The following is a 19,043-nucleotide window of genomic DNA, read 5'->3' on the forward strand; positions in this document are numbered from 1 at the left end:
GCCGACTCCGCCTGTCGACGAATCTCCGTCCGGGGCGAGAGTGCCGTCCTTGGCTGTCAGCGGAATGCCCATTCGGCTCAACGTAGCGGCATCCTCCACTGCCCATGTTGGTTAACATCTGTCTCCGCTTATGTTGCGGCGCAACACACAATGCTTACGAGTTTGAAATAAAGCTGTGATTTGGAGGGTTGCAGACGACAGTTGACTTGGGAAGTTTGGCCTATGGTCCTATATGGTGATGGTCGGTTGGTCTGATTTTTGAAGTATTTATCGCTACGGATGCTGTGACGCATTGCGACAACCGTAGCGGGTGTTTTGGCGATATTGACAGTAACGCTCCATTTAGCCAAAGACTATTCAAATCGCGTTGTGAAAAGTATATTGAATTTCAAAGTCTTGTGCGGCGCAGCAATCCAGTTGCGAGACTTGAAGGGCCTGTCCCAGCATCGGGTCCCCCGTTGCCTCACGACAGGGGCAACGCCAGTCTCTATCGCCGCCTCGGACCGGGGCCCGGGGGGTGGAGGAGAAGTGACGTCGACGCCGAGTGCAAAACCGCAGGCGCAGCTGGGAGCCTTGCCCGTCCTCGGCCTGCTTGGTGCCATCCTTTCGGTGCAGGTTGGCGCGGCCTTCGCCAAGGGCCTGTTTCCGGTGCTCGGGCCGGACGGCACAACAATGCTGAGACTCCTCATCGGCGCGCTGATGCTGGCGGCAGTGCTCAGGCCATGGAAAGTGCTGCCGACACGAAAGGGTCTGCCTTGGCTCGCCGTCTATGGCGTCACCGTTTCGGTGATGAACCTGCTCTTCTATGCCGCGCTCGAGCGCATTCCGCTGGGCATCTGCGTGGCGCTCGAATTCACCGGCCCGCTTTTTGTCGCCACACTCGGCTCGCGGCGCCTTCTCGACCTCGTCTGGGTGGTGCTTGCGGTCGCCGGCATCGTGCTGCTCTCGCCGTTCGCCGATATCAGCCGCGGGCTCGATCCAATCGGCGTGCTGCTTGCGCTTGCCGCCGGCGCCTGCTGGGGGCTCTATATCATCTGTGCGCAGAAGGCCGGCGCCGAGCTTGGCGCCCGCACCTCGGCCTATGGCATGGCGATCGCCGCGCTCGTCGCGCTGCCTTTTGGCTTCACCGCAGCCGAACCTTATCTCACCGACTCGCATGTCATGGCGGCCGCGGTCGTCGTCGGGCTGTTCTCCAGCGCGCTGCCCTTCTTGCTGGAGATGATGGTGCTCGCCAGAATGCCGGCGAAAGTCTATGGCATGATCGTCTGCCTGGAACCCGCCGGCGCCGCGCTGACCGGGTTTCTCTTCCTGCACGAGAGCTTGAGCGTTTTGCAATGCGCCGGTATTGGCGCCGTGATTGCCGCCGCGTTCGGCGCGGCCGTAACGGCGAGAGCGCCGGTTCCGTCACCCTGTTAAGGATCAATGCCATATCGCCTGAGGGCGCGGCGGTTTTGGGAGAGCATAGAACAACCACTCGTAGCGCGTTGCGCGAAGCCGTGCACGCGGGTATCCACGCCAGAAAAAGCCGTGCACGCAGCCGGGCCCAATCACATCTGGTGGTTGAGACAGGACTTAGGTCCGACATCGCTGCGAAAAAGGTCTTAAAAAGCAAGACAAGGGTCGTGGGCCACTTCCCCACGACGGGTTGATTAGGGATGCTGATGTTGCGACATTGCCGGTGGGGTAGTTCGGCCGAAGGGTCGGATGGCTGGCAAGGGGAGATTGGGATGCGCGTATCGCGCATGGGCTGCAGGCATGTCTTGCGGGCGCTCGTTGCGCTGGCGCTTGTTGTCGCGCCTTTTCATCTCTCCTTCGACGGTCCTGTCGTGGCCAAGGCCTATGCCGGCAAAGGCGGCAATGGAAACGGCAATGGCGGTGGGAACAGCGGCGGCGGAAACGGTAACGGCAGCGGCGGCGGCAACAGCGGGAACGGGAACGGCAACTCGGGCGGCAACAGCGGAAACAGCAACTCGGGCGGTAACAACGGAAACGGAAACAGCGGCAACAGCAAGGGCGCAACGAACACTGCAGCAACCGGCGATGTCGATGATCATGTGAATGCGGCGACCGGCGACAAGGTCGAGGTCAGTGCCAATAGCATCCAGGTCACGCACCGGAACGGAATGAAGGAGAGCATCGAGAACGGCCGTTTCAGGATGGAGGACAAGTTTGGTCGCACCATCGTCGAGCGCAAGGCCACAGTGGCCGATCTCGATCGCCTAAAGAGTTTGTGAGAGCGAGGTTCTATCTGGATTAGATCTTAAGGGGCCAAAAGCCAGCGCTGCAAAATCAGGTTGCCACCTTTTGCTTCGTCTCTTCGGTCCTGATCGTCTTACGACAGAACTCCCGCTGCTCACCTTGCCCCCGCCTTTTGGCGGGGGTACTTTTTTGGGGCCCTTGAGACGGCTGCCGGATAAGGCGGGCTCTTGGCGCATGCCCCCGCAGTCCGGGAAACAATTCATGCGCAAACCAAAGGATACGGCGCTTTTCCGCCCAGGAGGGCGCATGCGCCGTAGCATGCCGCGGTTCGTTGAGTGTCCGCGCCGTTCTCGCGTGCGACAGTCATAATGAATTGCTGGCCGCTTTCCAAGCGATTTGGTTAACGCGACGGCAGTCGCAGCTTCCAGTTGTGTTCCCGGGTGGTGCGACAATGGTCCCCAAGTGACTGCAAAAAGGTCCGACCGGAGGTGGCATGGGTCGTGGGCCGCTTCCGTAACCTTACCAAAGCGTGAATCTTGTCTGGTCAAGACACCGGTTCCGCCTTGGCGGGCTGAGAGCGGAACTTCGGCAGGCCCGAGGCGGAACCGGCATGAACCAAGGACGGCATGCGCGAACCCGCCTCAAAAAGGTTTGTCCGCCTTACGCTGCGCGCCGCGGCCGCGCTGGCGCTTTTTGCCGCGCCTGGTCATTTCACGTCCAATAGCCTCGCCAAGCTCCTGGTGGCCACCGCTTATGCCGACAACGGCGGCGGCAACGGCAATGGCGGCGGCAACGGCGGCGGCGGAAACGCTGGCGGCAATTCCGGCAACAGCAATGCCGGTGGCGGCAATGCCAATGCCGGTCCTGGCAACAACAGCGGCAAAGGCAACACCAGCCCCGGCGGCAAGGCCGCCAGCCGTGTCAATGCGGCGACGGGCGACATAGTCGAGATCGACGGCAACAGGATCACCATCATCCACCGCAACGGCATGAAGGAAGAGATCGAGAACGGACGCTTCGAGATGAGCGATGCGCAAGGCCGCACCATCGTCGAGCGCCGGGCGACCGAGAAGGATCTGGCCCGTCTGCTAGGCTTGTGAGGGCCGAGAGAAGCTACCCCCTTTTCCCGCGCCTTCGCATGTCACCCCCGCCTTCAGAGGCGGGGGTGATTTGCTTTTGAAGTGACGGTGAATGGTGAATAGGGAACAGTAATCAACGAAACGCACTTCACCGAATGGGAACGCGCCGACGCTTCACCATTCACTGTACTTTCCACTATTCACTAATTCCTCTCTCTCGCTTCATGCATCAGCAGCGCCGCCTCCGTCCGATTGCGCACGTTGAGCTTGGCGAGCACTCGGGTCATGTGGTGCTTGACCGTCTTTTCCTGCAGCGACAGCCGCATCGCGACCTCCTTGTTGCTCAGGCCCTCCGCCACCAGCCCCAGGATCTCGGCCTCGCGGCCGGTGAGCTGGCTGAGCGGGTCGGGCTTGCGGCTGGTGGGCTGCAAGAGATCCGACAGCAGCCGGGCCGAAAGCGTCGGCGAAACGTAGCTCTGGCCGTTGGCGACGTCGCGCAGGATCTCGGCCAGCGACTTGGAGCCGACGCCCTTCAGCACATAGCCCCGCGCGCCCGCCTTCAGCGCCTGGGCGACATCGGCATTGGTCTCGGACACGGTGAGCATGACGATCTTTTGCTCAGGCGCCGCCGAAAGGATGCTGGCCAGCGCATTGAGGCCGCCGCCGGGCATGCTGATGTCAAGCAGCAGCACGTCGGGCGCGCTGGCGCGGACCAGCTTTTCGGCGTCCTCGGCGCTGGCGCCTTCGCCGACAAGCTCGAAGCCGCCGATCTCGCCGAGGCTGCGCGCCACGCCCTCGCGAAACAGCGGATGATCGTCGACAATAGCGATGCGGATGGGTGCGGTCACGGCTGCTCCTCGACAGACAATGTGATTACCAGTCTCGTTCCCCCCGGCCCCGAAAGCGTCTCGAACTGCCCGCCAATGCTTTCGATACGCTCCCTAAGACCGGCGAGCCCGAGGCCTTCGCTTCGCGCAGGATTGAAGCCCGGGCCGGTGTCCTGCACCTCGACCAGAAGCTTGCCGCCCTTCATCGTGGCTCTCACCTGCTGGCCCTTGCCCTTGCCGTGCCGGAAGGCGTTGTTCAGTCCTTCCTGCACGAAACGATAGATGCTGATCTTCTCTGAGGTGCCGAGTTCCGGCAAGCGCTCCGGCAGCGTCAGCAGCACTTTGGTGTCGGTGCGGCGCTCATGCTCGGCGACCGCCAGCCGCAATATGTCGGCCACTGCCTGCGTCTCGATCTGCGGCAGCACCAGGCCGTTGCAGATGCCGCGTATCTCGCTCATCGCTTCGCCCAGCGTCTTATGGATGCCGGCGATTTCCGCCTCGCGCTGCGGTTTGGGTGTGGCGGGGTCGACCAGCACCGGACTGTCCATCCTGAGCGCGGCAAGCGCCACCAGCTGCGCCGGGCCGTCATGCAGGTCGGCGCCGATGCGCCTCAGGTAGCGTTCGTTGATGGCGGTGGCTCGCCGCGAGGCGCGCTGCACGCGCTGGCGTAGCGACGAGTTCTGCGCCAGCGCCTCCTGCAACTCGCTGACCTTGGCTTCCAGCGCGGCACGCTGCGTCTGGATGGTGCGGCTGCCGCGAAACACGATGCCCGACAGCAGCGCCAGCGAGGCGGCGGTGGCGCCGGCCACCACCAGCCAGGTCCATCTGAGTGCTGAGTTCAGCGTCTCCTGGAAATCGTCGGCGACTTCGTAGAATTCCGACACCGCCACCACTTCGCCCGACCAGGGTTCGCGCACGGGGTTGTAGATCTCGAACAACGGCGCGGTCACCGCTTTCTCTTCGCTGGTCTCAGGATCGTCGGCGAGGTTGTTGAATTCCGCCACGACATTGCCGGCAAAGGCCGAGATCAGATTGGGGTTGGGCGGAAACGTCTTGCCGATCAGCTTCGAGTTATCAGCGTAAAGCACCGTGCCGTCGCGCCGCCACAGCTTGAATGACACCAGCCTCTTGCCGAGCGCGCCCTGGCCGAGCGTCTCGTCCAGCGCCCGTTTGACCGTGTCGTCGAGCTCGCGGCTCTTGCGCAGGTCCGGCAGCAGCGGCGCGATCACGCTGTCGACATAGAGCGCCGTCGTGGTGGCGGAGTTGTGCATCACGCCTTCGCGGATTTGCGAGGTCACCCAGAGGCCAACCACGAGCATCACCGCCAAAAGCCCGATGCCGCCGGCAATCACAAACTGCCAGGCCAGCGACAGCCCGCTCCAGATTTGCACAAGTCGCTTCAAGGTCTCCCTGAGCATTCGCGCGATTCACCCCACCACGGACAAAGAGTATAGGCCAGCCGCGGCAATTGCGACACCGACCTTGCTCCGGCCTTCAGGCGAGCGGTTAACAGCGCGGCCGTCGAGGCTGCAGAAACCGCTTCCAGGTGCCAAGAACGCCTAGTCCGGCCCCCGGCACAGATGCGGGCGGAACATTAGCAGTTTCTAAGTGTTGAGGTCTTTGCGAGGGCTTCCGAAAGAAACTTCGGCCTATGCCCCCTTGGCAGGCGCGTTTCCTGACCGCCGACATGTGGAGAGGACCATGAACAACATCATCTGGATCGTAGGTGCTATCGTCATCGTGATCGCCATTTTGAGTTTTCTGGGTCTGCGCTGATTCGAGCCGGGCCGCTCGTAGCGATGGCGGCGCGAATGAAACGTGCGGCGGCTTGGGGTGGCCTTGGCCATCCGGCTTTTGGTCGTGCTCGCGGGTATGATCACCGCACTTGTTTTCAGGCGGATGGGCTGGAACGCAAAATAGGGCGACCGCGTTTTGCCTCGCTATGTCGAGGAGTTCTCACCTTCACAAGGCCGAGATGCCAGGCTTGGCCTCGATTGCCGAGGCGGAGCGCCAGGCGCGCGCCGAAAAGAACGCCAGACTGAGGGATCTTCGTACGCATACATCGTGGCTGGTGCTCGATCCCGACGCGCTTTTCCGGGACGAGATCGACTGCTCGGCGCTGTTCGGTGAAGTGCCTGGGCTAAAAATCGTCGGCTAGGAGAGGCCTCGGCTTCAGGCCGTCTGAAGACGTCCGACAGGTGCCCCGCGCGAGATCGCTATCAGCCGCGCGACGGCCAATGGCGCCAGGAACATGAAAACCGTCGTGATGCTGAGGAAGATCGACCAAACCAGATCGATCACGCTGTGGTCATAGCAGACTGCGAATTCCATGGCGCCTTACCCTTTTATCCACCCGGCTGCGCATCAGGTTGCCACGCAATGGGCCAAGCATGATCCTCATTTTCGAGAAATACAAGAGATCGCTAATTTGGGTAGTGGGTCAGTTTGAAAGTCCATCCCGATCAGAACAGGCGCTTTCGCCTAGGCCCCGTCCGGAAACAGGCGGAAGCGGGCGTCACCGACAAGCGTTGGGAGAAGCGCGATCATCGTTGCGCTTGTCGAAGCCGAGAAGCCAACAGTGCGCCGCCCTTACAAAAAAGCGCGTGACGTAAAAAGAGAAGGGCTCGCGGCGTTTAGGCGCGAGCCCTTTTCCTTGCTGAGAGCGACATTGTTGGGTGTGCTCTGGCGGTCGGATATTCGTCACAATCACGGGTTTAGAGGAAGCTGGGGATCATTCACATTCGCTCAATAGAGCGTGATGGACGGGGGAGTTTGGGCTAACCCGCGATTTCAAACCGACCCACTATCCTAGTTGGGATGGAAATTTCACCGGCCGGCCGCGTCGTAACGAAACACCAGCGGCTTGTCTTGGTAATCAGCCAGCGTGTGGAGCAGATCGCCGATGGTCAGGTCCGAGGATCCAATGGAGGAGCGGGGACGATATTTCTTGTCAGGAGTGAGCATGTCGGCTATGCCTCGTTTCAATATTTCAAGGATTGTTGAAACGTGGATGAGCGACAAGCCCTGATGGCCTTTGGTGCGCTGTCGCAGGAAACGCGGCTGAAACTGCTTCGGTTGCTGGTGGTTGCCGGGCCGGACGGCATCGCCGCCGGTTCGCTTGCCGAACAGGTCGAGGTATCTCCGTCCAATGTCAGCTTCCATCTCAAGGAACTGGAGCGCGCCGGCCTGGTCGGCACGCGCCGCGACGCACGCTCGATCGTCTACAGCGCGGAATACGATGCGCTTTCCGCTCTGATCCGCTTCCTGATGGAGGATTGCTGCTCGGGCCGGCCGGAAATCTGCGCGCCGGCGCTCGCCGCCCCGTGCTGCCGGCCGGGCGAGGGGCCCCGGCAATGATCTCTTACGATCTGCCGCGACGTGCCGTTGCTGAAGCCCTGGGCGCCGGCCTGATGGTGGCAACGGTGGTCGGTTCCGGCATCATGGCGGAGACGCTGACGCATGACACCGCGCTGGCGCTGCTCGCCAACACGCTCGCGACCGGCGCAATGCTGGTGGTGTTGATCACCATCCTTGGACCGATCTCCGGGGCGCATTTCAATCCGGCCGTCTCGCTCGTCTTCTGTTTGAACCGGTCGCTCCCGCCGCGCGATCTGCCTGCCTATCTCGCCGCGCAGTTCGCCGGCGGCATCGCCGGCACGATCGCCGCGCACCTCATGTTCGCCCTGCCGCCCTTGGAGATCGCGACCAAGCCGCGCGCCGGACCGGCGCAATGGTTTTCGGAGATTGTCGCGACATTCGGCCTGGTCGCTGTAATTCTCGCCGGCCTGCGCTTCGAGCGACGGGCTGTGCCATGGCTGGTAGGCCTCTTCATCACCGCCGCCTACTGGTTCACCGCCTCTACGTCCTTCGCCAATCCGGCCGTCGCCGTGGCGCGTGCGCTCACCGACAGCTTTTCCGGCATCAGGCCGGCCGATCTCCCGGGTTTCATCGTCGCCGAACTGCTCGGCGCCTTTATCGCGCTGGCGCTGATGGGATGGCTGCTGCGGCCCGAATCCATCGAGCAATCCGAGCCACTGAAAGCCGAGCCATGACGGTCACCATCTACCACAACCCCGCTTGCGGCACCTCGCGCAACACGCTTTCCATGATCCGCGCCAGCGGTGAGGAGCCGATGGTGATCGAATATCTGAAGGCGCCGCCGAGCCGCGAACGGCTACTCGAATTGATCGCGGCGATGGGCATCACCCCGCGCGACCTGTTGCGGGAGAAAGGCACGCCCTACGCGGAGCTTGGCCTCGCCGATCCGAAATGGAGCGACGACGAGCTGATCGGTTTCATGCTCGCCCATCCGATACTCATCAACCGGCCGATCGTGGAGACGCCCAAGGGCACGAGGCTCTGCCGGCCGTCGGAGGCGGTGCTGCCGCTGCTCGACAACCCCGTGCGCGAATTCATCAAGGAGGATGGCGAGAAGGTTGCCTGGTTGCCGCAAACCTAGAACGCCAGATGCTTCATGAAGTAGATCGAGGCTCGTGGTTTGCGAACGAGTCGACAAAGTGATGGGCACGACACCGACTTCTTGCCAGTTCCTGCATAAGGTCCGCCGCTATCGGAGCTTGGCGATAGATTTGTCGCGCGGCGAACCCGTGGCGGCGATCGCTACGCCCGCAGCCGCTCAGGCGCAGTCCTTCAACTCGACCACCTCGACGCCGAGGCGGAAGGCCTGACCATCGGCATAGGAGCGCGCAAATTGCTCGGCTTCGAAAGGGAAGGTCAGCGTAGTGCCGTAGGCGGTGACGCGCACCGTCCACCTCTGGCCCTTGACGAGTTCAACGCCGTGAAGCTTGGCCGTCGCCATCTCACCCTCCTCCAGTCCGGCATGCTCGCGGACGCAAAGACTAACGCCGCGGAAGCCGTTTGAGTACAAATAATCCGACCCAATCGTGTCGCTGCCGCGTCGATTCCGACATTCGGCGCGGCGCTTCCGTGAAATGGATCACGTTCGCTGCTGGAACCCCGGACAGGTCGAGTGGATTAGACTTACGAGCAGAGGAGGTGTCCCATGATCCGCAAGCTGAAGTCCGGCGACTACCGGCTCTATTCGCGCAAAGTGGATCCGAGGACCGGCAAACGCCGGAATCTCGGTACCTTCAAGTCGCGCGAGGCTGCCGAAAAGCACGAGCGCGAGGTCCAGTATTTCAAGCGGCATTAGCGGCATGCGACAAGCTCGTTCGGTCCGGCGCCGCCTGTGCGGAAACGGGATCGGCGAGTGGGCAGTGATTAGAAAACGCTAACGGAACGGAAACACGTCCGCGCTAGGGTGGTGCGTCGGGCGATTGAGTTTGAGCCCGCCGGACAAGTTTCGGGACCAGTGCTTCATGGCCACCTTTCCCCACTTAGAGCGCCGTCTTCATTCACGAGAATTCGTACTGAAGGAGGCCACGATCGTCACCGGCGACGCCAGCATCAAGTGCTCCGTCCGTAACCAGCACGAGCATGGCGCCGAACTGCGCGTCGGGCCGCAGGTGGAATTGCCCGACCGTTTCACGCTCATTGTTCCCGATGACGACGCCGTCTATCGGGCCGTGGTGCGCTGGCGCCGCAACGAGCGCGTCGGCGTGCAGGTCTACAGCAATTCAATGAAGGGCTGATGGCCTCCTTCGTTAGCCCCGGCAACGGGGCGGAGCGGCGTCGCCGCTTCTCCACCGCCGTCGTCTCGTTGAGCGCGGGGGCCACGCGCAGGCCGCCGAGCGCGAGCTGCTAAACTGAGGCTCGGCTCTCGCCGGACCCTTCCCGTGCTCAGTCGTGATGCTCGGGCATGGACTTCAGCTGGTCCTTCGTCCATCTGGTCACGGCGTGGACGTCGCCGTCCTCGTCGCGCATGAAATCCAATTGGTTGGCGCTGACGGCGACCGGCTTTGCACCGATGCCGAGGAAGCCGCCGACATCGATGACGACCTGGCTGCCATGCATGTGGTCGACCGAACCGATCTTTTCATCGTCGGGGCCGTAGATGGTGGCGCCTTCGAGAACGCTGGGAGTCAATTCGGCGTTTGTCAGCCTTACGTGGTTGGTATGATCCATGACAGGTCTCCTGTGGTTAGACAGGAGGAACTGTCGATGGCAACGAGGGTTCCGCCGACGTCGAATGCCGGCAACGTCGCACGCGTCTGGGTTCCTGACCTACAGCCCTTTCCGTGCCCGGATGCTCCGCGCCGCCTGCTCGATCGCGGCGCGGTCGCTGCCCAGCCTGTCGAGCAACTCCTGCGCTTCTTGGGCCGATATGCCGGTGCGTATCGCAATCGCCTCGACCGTCAGCACATCCGCGCTGTCGATCTCGCGCGTTCCCGGCAGCGCATCGTCTGCCGTGAGCGGCAGCGCCGCCTCGCGATCGATCTCCATCTCGGCCTGGCGCCAGTGCCGCTCATGGTCGCCATGCAAGCTGCCCTCGCGCTGCCAGAGCTCATAGGCACGCTGCCTGATCTTCTCGGTCCGATCATCATCCATTGCCGTTCCTCCCTTTGCGTGCCACTCAACGCGGGATGAGGCGGAACGATCCGCGAGGCCCAAGAAGTGATCGGCTGGCGCCAGCCAAAGCCTGGCCGGTGGTCAGGCTCCGTAAGTCGCCAGCGGCTTGCCGAATGTCCCGGGTTCCGGTTTGACGCCCAGGCCCGGCCGCTGCGGCACGGCTATGAAGCCCTTTTCGATCACGACCGGGTTCTTCCGGTCGAAATGCCCGTCGATATATTCCTGGGCGATCCAGGCTCCCTCCATCCGGCGCGGCTCGACCGTGGCAGCAAGATGGACACAGGCCGCCGCGATGATGTCGCCGCCCCAGGCGTCGTCGCAGCTGTGCGGCAGCGAGCGAATGGCGCAAAGGTCGCGCACGGTTGTCATCTTCGTGAGACCGCCGAGACGCGTCACCTTGAAGCCGAAGCCGTCGGCGATGCCCATGGAGATCGCTCGCATCACCGCGTTCTGGTCCTCGGTACTCTCGTCGAGATAGACCGGATGCGTCACGCGGCCCTTCAGCGTAGCGACTTCATCCATGGTGTTGCAGGGCTGTTCGAAGACGAAGGGGATGGCGTGGCAAAGCCGGTCGAGATGGATTGCCGACGCGATTGTCAGGCCCCGGTTGCCGTCGACCGCGATGCGCGCCTTGTAGCCGACAGCTTCCCAGACCTTGTGCACGACGGCCACGTCTTCTTCGAGGTTGCGCCCGCCGATCTTCACTTGGAGGCGCGGATAGCCGGCCTTCACCTTGTCGGCGGCGATCCTCGCCGTTTCGTCCGGCGGACCTACGATCAGCGAATAATAGGCCGGGACGCGATCGGTCAGCGCGCCGCCCAGCAGCGTCGAGACCGGCACGCCGAGCTTTTGGCCGAGCAGGTCGAGAAAGGCCATGTCGAACGCGGCCTTGGCATAGCCATGTCCGTTCAAGCGCTCGTCCATCTGTTTCGCAAGCAGCCTGATCGAAGCGATCTCCGCACCGATCAGTCCCGGGGCGATTTCGGCGATCGCCGCGCGAGCGCCCAGCGCATGGTGCGGCTGATAGACCGGTCCGATCGGACAGGTCTCGCCCCAGCCGGTGAAACCGTCTTCGGTCACGATCTCGACGAGCGTCGAGTCCAGCGACTCCACGTCGTCGCTGGCCATGCGGTAGACGCCGCCTTTGACGGGCAGCTGCGCCGAATAGACGTTGATCCGATCGACGCGCATCACATACGCGCCCTGGCCGAGGTCGGATCGTAAGGCGAGTCCGCGATCACCTCGGCGATCTTCCATTCCCCCAAAATGGCGACCTCGAGCTTGGTGCCGGGTTTGCTCAGACGTTCCGGCAGAAGGGCCAGCGCCACGTCATGGCCGAGCGCATAGCCGTAGCCGCCCGACGTAATGCGCCCGACAAGCTCGCCGTCGATATAAAGGCCCTCGGAGGCAAGCGTGCTCGCGCCGTCGGTTTCGATCTTGAGCGTCACCGACCGGCGCTGGTCGTTCCTCGCTTTGTATTTCAGCACCGCCTCGCGGCCAGCGAAATCGCCCTTGTCGAGGCGGATGAAGCGCTCGAGCCCGCTCTCCAGCGCGTTGAGCTCAGGGTTCATGTCGCGATACATGGCGCGATAGGATTTTTCGAGCCTGAGCGACTCCAGCGCATGCAGCCCGACAAGCCGCATGCCGTGCTTCTCGCCCTCCTTGAGGATGGCATCCAGCAGCTGCCGCTGATAGGACAGCGGGTGAAAGAGTTCCCAGCCGAGCTCGCCCTCATAGTTGACGCGCAGCAGCCGCACGTCGCTGGCCAGTGCGACGCTGCCGGTCGCCACGCTGAACCACGGGAACTTTTCGTTCGAAAGATCGATCTCGGTCAGCGGCTGCAGCACTTCGCGTGCCTTGGGCCCGACGACTGTGAAGCAGCCGCGATGGTTGGTGACGTTCTTCAGCGATACGCTGCCGTCGGCGGGCAGCAGCCTTGAGAGATCGTCGAAATTCCAGCGCTCGGCGCGCGGCGTCGAGATGAGGTAGAACAGGTCTTCTCCGAGGCGCGCCACCATGTACTCCGCCTGCACCCCGCCGCCTGCAGTGAGGTGATGCGCCAGCGTCACCTTTCCGACCGCCGGCAAGCGATTGGCGATGATCCTGTCCAGCCAGGCGGCCGCGTTCGGTCCGGACACCTCGAACTTGGTCATGGGCGTCATCTCGACCAAGCCGACGGCAGTGCGCACCGCCTGGACTTCCTGGGCGACGAGGTTCCCCTTCGGCGTCCATCGCCAGCTATACTGGTCCTTGGCTTCGACGCCGTCGCGCGCGAACCAGTTGGGCATCTCCCAGCCATTGAGAACGCCCCAGACGGCGCCGAGCTCGGTCAGCCTGTCATAGGAAGGCGCGGTCTTCTGCGGCCGGGCGGCGGGCATGTCCTGTCCCGGATACTTCTGCTCCGCATGTGTGCCCCAGGCCTCGCGGACCTTTTCGCGCGTCCAGGCCTTGTTGGCATAGTCGCCGAAGCGGCGCGGATCGAGATCCGAGGTGTCGAGGCTGTTGCCGCCTTCGACGATCCGTTCCGACAGGTAATAGCCTATCGTGCCGCCCCACAGGATGCCGCCTGGCACGCCTTCGGCCAGCCAGACATTGGGCCGGCCCCAGGCCGGCCCCATCAAGGGAAGCTCGTCCGCGGTCATCTGGAACGGTCCGCGCACATTGGCCTTGATACCGACGCGCCCCAGCGCCGGCACCAGCTGCAGAGCCTGCTCCCAGTTCCACGACACCGCCTCGAAATCTTCTTCGACGAGGTCGGCGCCGAACCAGGAAGGGACGCCGTCCTCGGCGAACAGTTTCAGGTTCGCCGTGCGCTCGTAAGGCCCGAACATCAGCCCGTCGCCTTCTTCGCGCAGATAGCCCTCGAACCCTTCGTCGCGCAGGATCGGCATTTCGGGGCGGCCCTGCCTTTTCCGCTCGACGATTTCCGGCACCGCTTCGGTGATCCAGTACTGATGCAGGATCGGGATCGCCGGGATATCGAGGCCGAGCAGCGCGCCGGTCTGGCGCGCATAATTGCCGGTCGCGGAGATCACGTGCTCGCAGGTGATGTCGCCCTTGTTAGTCTGGACGAGCCATTCGCCGCCGGGCGTGCGCCTGAAGCCGGTGACCTCGGTGTTCAAGTACACCTTGGCACCCAGATCCCGCGCGCCTTTGGCCATGGCGATGGTCACGTCGGCCGGCGCGATGTGGCCGTCATCGGGATGATAAAGCGCGCCCAGCATGTGGTCGTTGTCGAGCAGCGGCGCCAGCCGCCTCGCTTCGCCCGGCGTCAGCAACTCAGCGCGCATGCCCTGGACGTCGGCCACGCTCATATAGCTCTTGAATTCGTCGAGCCGGTCGCGGCTGTTGGCGATGCGCAGCTGGCCGCATTTGTGCCAGCCGACCGGCTGGCCGGTTTCGGCCTCCAGCCCTTCATAGATCTCGATGGTCTTCTTGATCATGCGGCCGACATTGATGTTGCGGGTATAGGACGGGATCAGGCCCGCTGCATGCCAGGTGGAGCCGGCCGTAAGCTGGGTCCGCTCGAGCAGCGCAACGTCGGTCCAGCCGCGCTTGGCCAGGCCGTAAAGGATGCCGGCGCCGACGCATCCTCCGCCGACGATCACCACTCTCGCATGTGCTCGCATCGAACCACCAATTCCAGATCGTTTTCAAAAGCGCGCCGCCGAAGCTACAGGCGACGGAAGACCGTGTAACGTTCCGAAAAACTAGGGGTAACGATAAATTGGGCTTATGCAGCGATCCCGCCTTGGCGGCTCACTCCTCCCGGCGTTTTTACTGCGCCTGCCCGTCCTGCGCCGTCTCGTCCTTGAACTCGACTTTCGTGCCCGGCTTGACCATGGCGGCGAGGTCTTCGGCATCCCAGTTGGTCAGCCGGATGCAGCCATGCGAGTAGGTCGTCCCGATCTTGCCGGGATCCGGCGTGCCGTGGATGCCGTAGCTTTCGATCGAGAGGTCGATCCAGACCGATCCCACCGGATTGTTCGGTCCCTTGGCGATGGTGAAGGGCCGCTTGCTCTTGACCCCCTTGAAGGCGAATTTCGGATTGTAGTGATAGGTCGGATTGCGCACCACGCGTTTGACCTCCGCGGCGCCGCTCGGCGCCGGCTTTTCCTCGCTGCCGATCGAGGCCGGAAAGACTGCAACGGCTTTGCCTGACGCATCGAGCGCGCGGACCTGGCGGGATGCCTTGTCGACCTCGATGGTCTCGATCTCCGCCGGGGCGTCGCCCCGTCCGAGATCGGGCACTACGAGGCTCTCATCTGCCTTCCGGAACCCGACGCGCGGGTTTAGCGTCTTCAGCAATTGTTCGCTGATGTGGAAACGCTCGGCCAGCCTCTCCCGCGCATTGCGATAGCCGAGGCGCTTCAGACTAGCCATCCGCTCCAGGCGGGTGGGGATGCGCCTGGTAAAGGGGCCGCGCACGTCCTTGACCGTGATCTCATATGTCACCAGAACCGGCTCGGCGGAGCTCGCCGTCAGCTTGTCCCAGGTCTCGCGTGTGAGCTTGCCGTCGGAAGCCAGTCCGTTGGCCGCCTGGAACGCCGCCACGGCTTTGGCAAAATTGTCGGAGAGGCGACCGTCGATCAGGCCCGGCGAGAAGCGGGCGCGATCGAGAAGGATCTGAACCTTGAGAAGCATCGGACTGACGTCCTTCGGCTCGCCCTCGCTGAATTGCGCCTGATTGACCGCGTCGAGGTCAAGCCTCGCCGCCTGAGCTCCGCTGCATGCGAGCGCGAGCGCCACGGCAGCGACAACGAAGAGCCGGACCATCGACTTCACTCCCGGGTTACGACAGAAACCTGTCTTTATGACGCGGGCGTGCCGATCTGGTTCCTGTCGCAGCGCCGGCGTGAAAATCATTAGAACGTGCACCTTTGGGCGTACGATCTTGAATTTTATGCCGAAACCAGTTCCCAAGAGCGAAAAATGCTGGCATGATCATATAAGGGTCTATGCATTCTCTGATTCGATGGGCCCTTGCCTGGTGACCGGCGGCTCCCCAACGCCCCCCGCCCATGCCGCCGGTTACTTCACTTGACGCCTCAGCCCCAGGCAATGCCGTGGCCGACCCCATCCCGGCCGTAGCGCTTCACGCACATATTAGCGGTTTGGAACATTCCTGCCTTCCCGGTGTTCGTTTTGCCAGGAGGAGCAACCATGGCAGACGTCAAAACGAAGCGCGATTTCCGGGACCGCGACCGTGTGTCGGCGGACGACGATTATGAGGTTCGCTACTTTGCCAAGCAGCATCGCATCACGCCTGAACAGGTTCGGGAACTGATCAGCGAGCACGGCAACGACCGTAAGATTTTGCAACGTGAGGCAAGGAAGCTGGGTGACAAAGCTTTCTGATTTGGGGCCGCCGATCTTTGCCCGGTTGCGGGTCAGAGCAGCCGCCAACGAAGAGGACCAGTTCCGGATATGTCCCGCCTGCGGGCAGGCAGTGGACTGGGGCGACCTCCGGCAGGTGATCTGGCACGAGCAGTCGGGACACACGAAGCTGGAAATTGACAGCTGAAAAGCCTAGGGGAGACCCCTTGATGGATTTGACGCCAGAGGAGTCGCGAGCCGCACGAGAACTCCTGCATTGGTCGCAGGTGCGCCTCGGCGCCAAGGCCAGCCTAGGCGAAGGGACCATTCGCGACTTCGAGAACGGGATCAGAATTCTGCGGGTCGAGAAACGAACCCGCATCCGTCGCGCTTTTGAGGCGGCGGGCGTCGTGTTCACGGCGAAGGGGCCCTCGCTTTCGGCCGTCAGGCCCGAAATGAATGGCTATCGCCATAAACAGCGCCGCTAAGCTAGTCCCGCTGCCGAGCGCTGCTGGCAGCGAGCTAACTGTCCACGCAAACCGGAGGTCGCGTCCTCCGTGAGGCCTGTGAGCACTCGTGGACGTTTGCCGGAGAGCTTCGACTTCAAGCTGGTTCAACCTCGACCAGGCAAATGAACGACGCGCATGGCTGACTTATTTGCAGGGCAGGACCGCGGCCGCGCGTTGCCGGCGTTCCCGAAGGGGAAGTCAGAGACTCCTCGATCTTCGAGGCGGCATCAACTTTCCGGAAACCCGTATCGCAGCTTTTGGCCGGTGCCCGGCTGCTTGACAGCGTCAAGTCCCAGTCGCGTGTGTTCGTGCTTGGCAAAAGCTTTCGCGTCCGCTTCGGAACCGAAACCCTTGATGGTGACAACGCCATCCTCGATAACGCGCACGTAATACCTGTCTTCCAGCGTGTCGATTTCGACCGAATCCATTACGATTGACTTGTTCATTGACGGCCCACCTGAAGAAGATCCACCCCGCAGCCAAACGTCGCCGGCTAAGGATTGTTCCGCACTCAACTGATAAAACATCTGATCAGATAATCGGAGCACTCTGCGGCCCGGGGGGCAACGCGTTGCCTTTGCGAGGCCGCGCTTTGCCAAGTTGGACAAACATACGATTTTACTAAAATGGAAGGAACTGATGGGACTGCTCCGGCTTGAGTCGCGGTTCGTGGAGTCGCGCGTGCATGACCAGCGGCAAAGACCGGCTTTCCTTCATCGAGTTCCAATCGCCCACCTTGGTCGAGAAAGCTCCCGAAGACGGCGAATGGCTGCACGAGATCAAATATGACGGTTACCGAACCCAGCTCATCGTGGAGGGCGGAACAGCGCGAGCCTTCACGCGCCGCGGCTATGACTGGTCACATCGCTACAGGAGGATTGTCCAGGCGGCGGCGGGCTTGCCGGTGAAATCTGCGATCATTGATGGCGAGGCTGTCGTTCTCGGCGACACCGGCTTGCCTGACTACCAGGCGCTGGAGCGCGAGTTGGGCAACGCAAACTCTTCGAGATTGATCTTCTATGCCTTCGACCTGCTGCACCTCGACGGTCGCGATCTGCGACAGCAGCCGCTGGTCGAGCGCAAGGCAGCGCTCGAAACGCTCCTGAAGGGCAGCGCGCCGACGCTGACCTATGCCGAGCATCTGGAGGTGAGCGGCAGGGAGATGTTCGATCATGCCTGCCGGATGGGCCTGGAGGGGATCGTGTCGAAGCGCGCGGACGCGCCCTACCGTTCCGGCGTGCAGACGAGCTGGGTCAAGGTCAAATGCATCAAGAGCGACACCTTTCCGATCGTCGCGTTCGTCGAGAAGCTTGGTGCTGAGCCGCGCCGGATCGCATCGCTCTATATCGGCAAGCGCGAGGGCGATCGGCTGCTTTATGCAGGCAAGGCTCAGAGCGGTTATACGCTTGAAGTGGCGCGACGCGTTCGCGAACGGCTCGATCCGCTGATCATCGGCAAATCGCCTTTGTCGGAGCCCATTGTGAAGCCAAAGGCGACCTGGGTGAGACCCGAAGTCCTGGCCGAGGTGCAGTTCAGCGGCGTTACCGATCGCGGGATCTTGCGCGAAGCCGTGTTCAAGGGGCTCCGCGAGGACCTGGTGGCCGTCCCGCCAAAGCCGCCGGCGCCGTCGAAACGAAGAGCGGACCGAGATCACGGCGTGCCGCGTGAGAATATCTTGCAGCTGCTGCCCGATGCGGTTTCGCCTTCCAAGGATGAGCTCGTTCGCTATTGGAGTCTGGTCGCCGATCAGGCGCTGGTGCACCTCGGCCGTCGCCCACTGAAGCTCGTCCGTCATGCCTTCGGGGCAACTTTCTACCACAAGGGACCGCTGCCCGAGATCCCGGCAGCGGTGCACCAGCTGCGCGTCGAGAAGCGAGAAGGTGGGGAGGGCACTCGGGTCTGGGTCGACGACCTCGACGGCTTGCTCGGGCTGGTCGAAATGGATGCGGTCGAGCTCCACCCGTGGAATGCCACGGTGGATGACATCGAGCATGCCGACCGGATCGTGCTGGATCTCGACCCTGGTGAGGGCGTGGAATGGGCGCAAGTGACTGAGACCGCGCTGGCGCTGCGGGACATCATGGCAGCGTCAGGTCTGGAAAGCTGGCCGAAGGTCACGGGCGGCAAGGGCATTCACTTGTTGGCGCCGCTGGCGGCGAAAATGACCCACGACCGCGCGCGGCAGCTCGCCAGGTCGATTGCCCAGGTCCTCGCCGACGCAGAACCCGACCGCTACTTGCTGTCGGCCGCGCCGGCGGCCCGCAAGGGCCGCATCTTTATCGACTATCTTCGCAACGGGCGAGGCAACACGGCCGCCGGCGCTTTTTCGCCGCGGGCCCGCCCCGGCTTCCCCATCGCGCATCCCGTTACTTGGGTGCAGGTAGAGCGGCGTATCCGGCCGGATGCGTTTACCATGGACCATCCGTTCAGGGCGGCTCAGCGAAATGCGGCGTAGCGGGCGAGGCCCGTCCAAGATCATCCCGAATCTGCGTTCTTAGTCATAGGCGATTGAATTTTCGGACGGAACCAGTTTCCAAGAACGCAAATTGCTGGCATGATCATATAAGGGCCTATGCATATTTTGATTCGATGGCCCCTGTTCCTGGTAACCGACGGCTCCCCAT

At 62.7% G+C, this 19,043-nt stretch carries 23 protein-coding genes; 12 read left to right on the forward strand and 11 right to left on the reverse strand.

Annotated features, from left to right (window positions below):
* The first annotated feature begins 528 nt into the window (after positions 1-528).
* From P9254_RS14315 to P9254_RS14325, 3 genes are all read left to right on the forward strand, one after another.
* Positions 529-1,416 carry an EamA family transporter gene (locus P9254_RS14315; protein ID WP_278056650.1) on the forward strand — a complete coding sequence of 296 codons (888 nt, stop codon included), beginning with the start codon at positions 529-531 and terminating at the stop codon, positions 1,414-1,416.
* A 311-nt stretch (positions 1,417-1,727) separates the two neighbouring features.
* A complete protein-coding gene (locus tag P9254_RS14320) occupies positions 1,728-2,234 on the forward strand; it encodes a hypothetical protein (RefSeq protein ID WP_067321952.1) in 507 nt (168 codons plus the stop codon).
* A gap of 591 nt (positions 2,235-2,825) precedes the next feature.
* On the forward strand, positions 2,826-3,299 hold the full coding sequence (locus tag P9254_RS14325) for a hypothetical protein (RefSeq protein WP_095801507.1): 474 nt from the start codon (positions 2,826-2,828) through the stop codon (positions 3,297-3,299).
* Between the two features lie 182 nt (positions 3,300-3,481).
* Here P9254_RS14325 and P9254_RS14330 read toward each other — a convergent pair whose 3' ends face one another.
* Complete coding sequence (locus tag P9254_RS14330; protein WP_066992920.1) at positions 3,482-4,126, reverse strand: response regulator; 645 nt, start codon at positions 4,124-4,126, stop codon at positions 3,482-3,484.
* Positions 4,123-5,523: a sensor histidine kinase gene (locus P9254_RS14335; RefSeq protein WP_095801506.1), complete on the reverse strand. Its 1,401-nt coding sequence runs from the start codon at positions 5,521-5,523 to the stop codon at positions 4,123-4,125. The genes P9254_RS14330 and P9254_RS14335 overlap by 4 nt, the downstream gene beginning before the upstream one ends.
* 557 nt (positions 5,524-6,080) lie before the next feature.
* Here P9254_RS14335 and P9254_RS14340 point away from each other — a divergent pair.
* On the forward strand, positions 6,081-6,263 hold the full coding sequence (locus tag P9254_RS14340) for a hypothetical protein (RefSeq protein WP_066992926.1): 183 nt from the start codon (positions 6,081-6,083) through the stop codon (positions 6,261-6,263).
* 14 nt (positions 6,264-6,277) lie between these two features.
* Here P9254_RS14340 and P9254_RS14345 read toward each other — a convergent pair whose 3' ends face one another.
* Together P9254_RS14345 and P9254_RS14350 are read right to left on the reverse strand one after the other, a co-directional pair.
* Complete coding sequence (locus P9254_RS14345) at positions 6,278-6,436, reverse strand: hypothetical protein (RefSeq protein WP_278056654.1); 159 nt, start codon at positions 6,434-6,436, stop codon at positions 6,278-6,280.
* Positions 6,437-6,931: 495 nt separating this feature from the next.
* Positions 6,932-7,069 carry a hypothetical protein gene (locus P9254_RS14350; RefSeq protein WP_156751036.1) on the reverse strand — a complete coding sequence of 46 codons (138 nt, stop codon included), beginning with the start codon at positions 7,067-7,069 and terminating at the stop codon, positions 6,932-6,934.
* Positions 7,070-7,111: 42 nt separating this feature from the next.
* Here P9254_RS14350 and P9254_RS14355 point away from each other — a divergent pair, with 42 nt between their 5' ends.
* Genes P9254_RS14355 through arsC form a run of 3 tightly spaced genes read left to right on the forward strand, consistent with a single transcriptional unit; the run spans position 7,112 to position 8,564 of the window.
* Positions 7,112-7,462 (forward strand): ArsR/SmtB family transcription factor, encoded by a 351-nt coding sequence (locus tag P9254_RS14355; protein WP_067321941.1) that lies wholly within the window; start codon positions 7,112-7,114, stop codon positions 7,460-7,462.
* The gene (locus P9254_RS14360) at positions 7,459-8,157 is read left to right on the forward strand and encodes an aquaporin (protein ID WP_278056656.1); all 699 of its coding nucleotides are present in this window, start codon (positions 7,459-7,461) and stop codon (positions 8,155-8,157) included. The genes P9254_RS14355 and P9254_RS14360 overlap by 4 nt, the downstream gene beginning before the upstream one ends.
* Positions 8,154-8,564 carry an arsenate reductase (glutaredoxin) gene (arsC, locus tag P9254_RS14365; RefSeq protein ID WP_067321933.1) on the forward strand — a complete coding sequence of 137 codons (411 nt, stop codon included), beginning with the start codon at positions 8,154-8,156 and terminating at the stop codon, positions 8,562-8,564. Before P9254_RS14360 ends, arsC begins: the two co-directional genes overlap by 4 nt.
* 177 nt (positions 8,565-8,741) lie before the next feature.
* Here arsC and P9254_RS14370 read toward each other — a convergent pair whose 3' ends face one another.
* On the reverse strand, positions 8,742-8,924 hold the full coding sequence (locus P9254_RS14370; protein ID WP_067321930.1) for a hypothetical protein: 183 nt from the start codon (positions 8,922-8,924) through the stop codon (positions 8,742-8,744).
* Positions 8,925-9,128: 204 nt separating this feature from the next.
* Between P9254_RS14370 and P9254_RS14375 the strand changes: the two genes are divergently transcribed.
* The gene (locus P9254_RS14375; protein ID WP_095778956.1) at positions 9,129-9,278 is read left to right on the forward strand and encodes a hypothetical protein; all 150 of its coding nucleotides are present in this window, start codon (positions 9,129-9,131) and stop codon (positions 9,276-9,278) included.
* A 166-nt stretch (positions 9,279-9,444) separates the two neighbouring features.
* Positions 9,445-9,717 (forward strand): PilZ domain-containing protein, encoded by a 273-nt coding sequence (locus P9254_RS14380; protein WP_095783349.1) that lies wholly within the window; start codon positions 9,445-9,447, stop codon positions 9,715-9,717.
* A 148-nt stretch (positions 9,718-9,865) separates the two neighbouring features.
* On the opposite strand, the gene P9254_RS14385 is transcribed toward P9254_RS14380, so the two are convergent.
* From P9254_RS14385 to P9254_RS14405, 5 genes are all read right to left on the reverse strand, one after another.
* Complete coding sequence (locus P9254_RS14385; protein ID WP_095801503.1) at positions 9,866-10,150, reverse strand: photosystem reaction center subunit H; 285 nt, start codon at positions 10,148-10,150, stop codon at positions 9,866-9,868.
* A gap of 99 nt (positions 10,151-10,249) precedes the next feature.
* A complete protein-coding gene (locus tag P9254_RS14390) occupies positions 10,250-10,573 on the reverse strand; it encodes a DUF2934 domain-containing protein (protein ID WP_278056657.1) in 324 nt (107 codons plus the stop codon).
* Between the two features lie 102 nt (positions 10,574-10,675).
* A complete protein-coding gene (locus P9254_RS14395) occupies positions 10,676-11,785 on the reverse strand; it encodes a mandelate racemase/muconate lactonizing enzyme family protein (protein WP_278056658.1) in 1,110 nt (369 codons plus the stop codon).
* Positions 11,785-14,223 (reverse strand): GcvT family protein, encoded by a 2,439-nt coding sequence (locus tag P9254_RS14400; protein WP_278056659.1) that lies wholly within the window; start codon positions 14,221-14,223, stop codon positions 11,785-11,787. Before P9254_RS14400 ends, P9254_RS14395 begins: the two co-directional genes overlap by 1 nt.
* A 148-nt stretch (positions 14,224-14,371) precedes the next feature.
* Positions 14,372-15,370, reverse strand: coding sequence for a L,D-transpeptidase (locus P9254_RS14405; protein WP_278056660.1), 999 nt, complete (start codon positions 15,368-15,370; stop codon positions 14,372-14,374).
* Between the two features lie 387 nt (positions 15,371-15,757).
* On the opposite strand from P9254_RS14405, the gene P9254_RS14410 reads away from it, so the two are divergent.
* Together P9254_RS14410 and P9254_RS14415 are read left to right on the forward strand one after the other, a co-directional pair.
* Positions 15,758-15,952, forward strand: coding sequence for a DUF3606 domain-containing protein (locus P9254_RS14410; protein WP_066992956.1), 195 nt, complete (start codon positions 15,758-15,760; stop codon positions 15,950-15,952).
* Positions 15,953-16,140: 188 nt separating this feature from the next.
* Positions 16,141-16,398, forward strand: a complete 258-nt coding sequence (locus tag P9254_RS14415; protein WP_095801499.1) for a helix-turn-helix domain-containing protein — start codon at positions 16,141-16,143, stop codon at positions 16,396-16,398.
* Positions 16,399-16,646: 248 nt separating this feature from the next.
* Here the strand turns inward: P9254_RS14415 and P9254_RS14420 are convergent, their stop codons facing one another.
* Complete coding sequence (locus P9254_RS14420; protein ID WP_095824617.1) at positions 16,647-16,865, reverse strand: hypothetical protein; 219 nt, start codon at positions 16,863-16,865, stop codon at positions 16,647-16,649.
* Positions 16,866-17,104: 239 nt separating this feature from the next.
* On the opposite strand from P9254_RS14420, the gene ligD reads away from it, so the two are divergent.
* Positions 17,105-18,874 carry a DNA ligase D gene (gene ligD, locus P9254_RS14425; protein ID WP_278056662.1) on the forward strand — a complete coding sequence of 590 codons (1,770 nt, stop codon included), beginning with the start codon at positions 17,105-17,107 and terminating at the stop codon, positions 18,872-18,874.
* Positions 18,875-19,043: the final 169 nt, after the last annotated feature.

Origin of the sequence: Mesorhizobium sp. WSM4983, from assembly GCF_029625765.1 — a bacterium.
GTDB lineage: Bacteria > Pseudomonadota > Alphaproteobacteria > Rhizobiales > Rhizobiaceae > Mesorhizobium.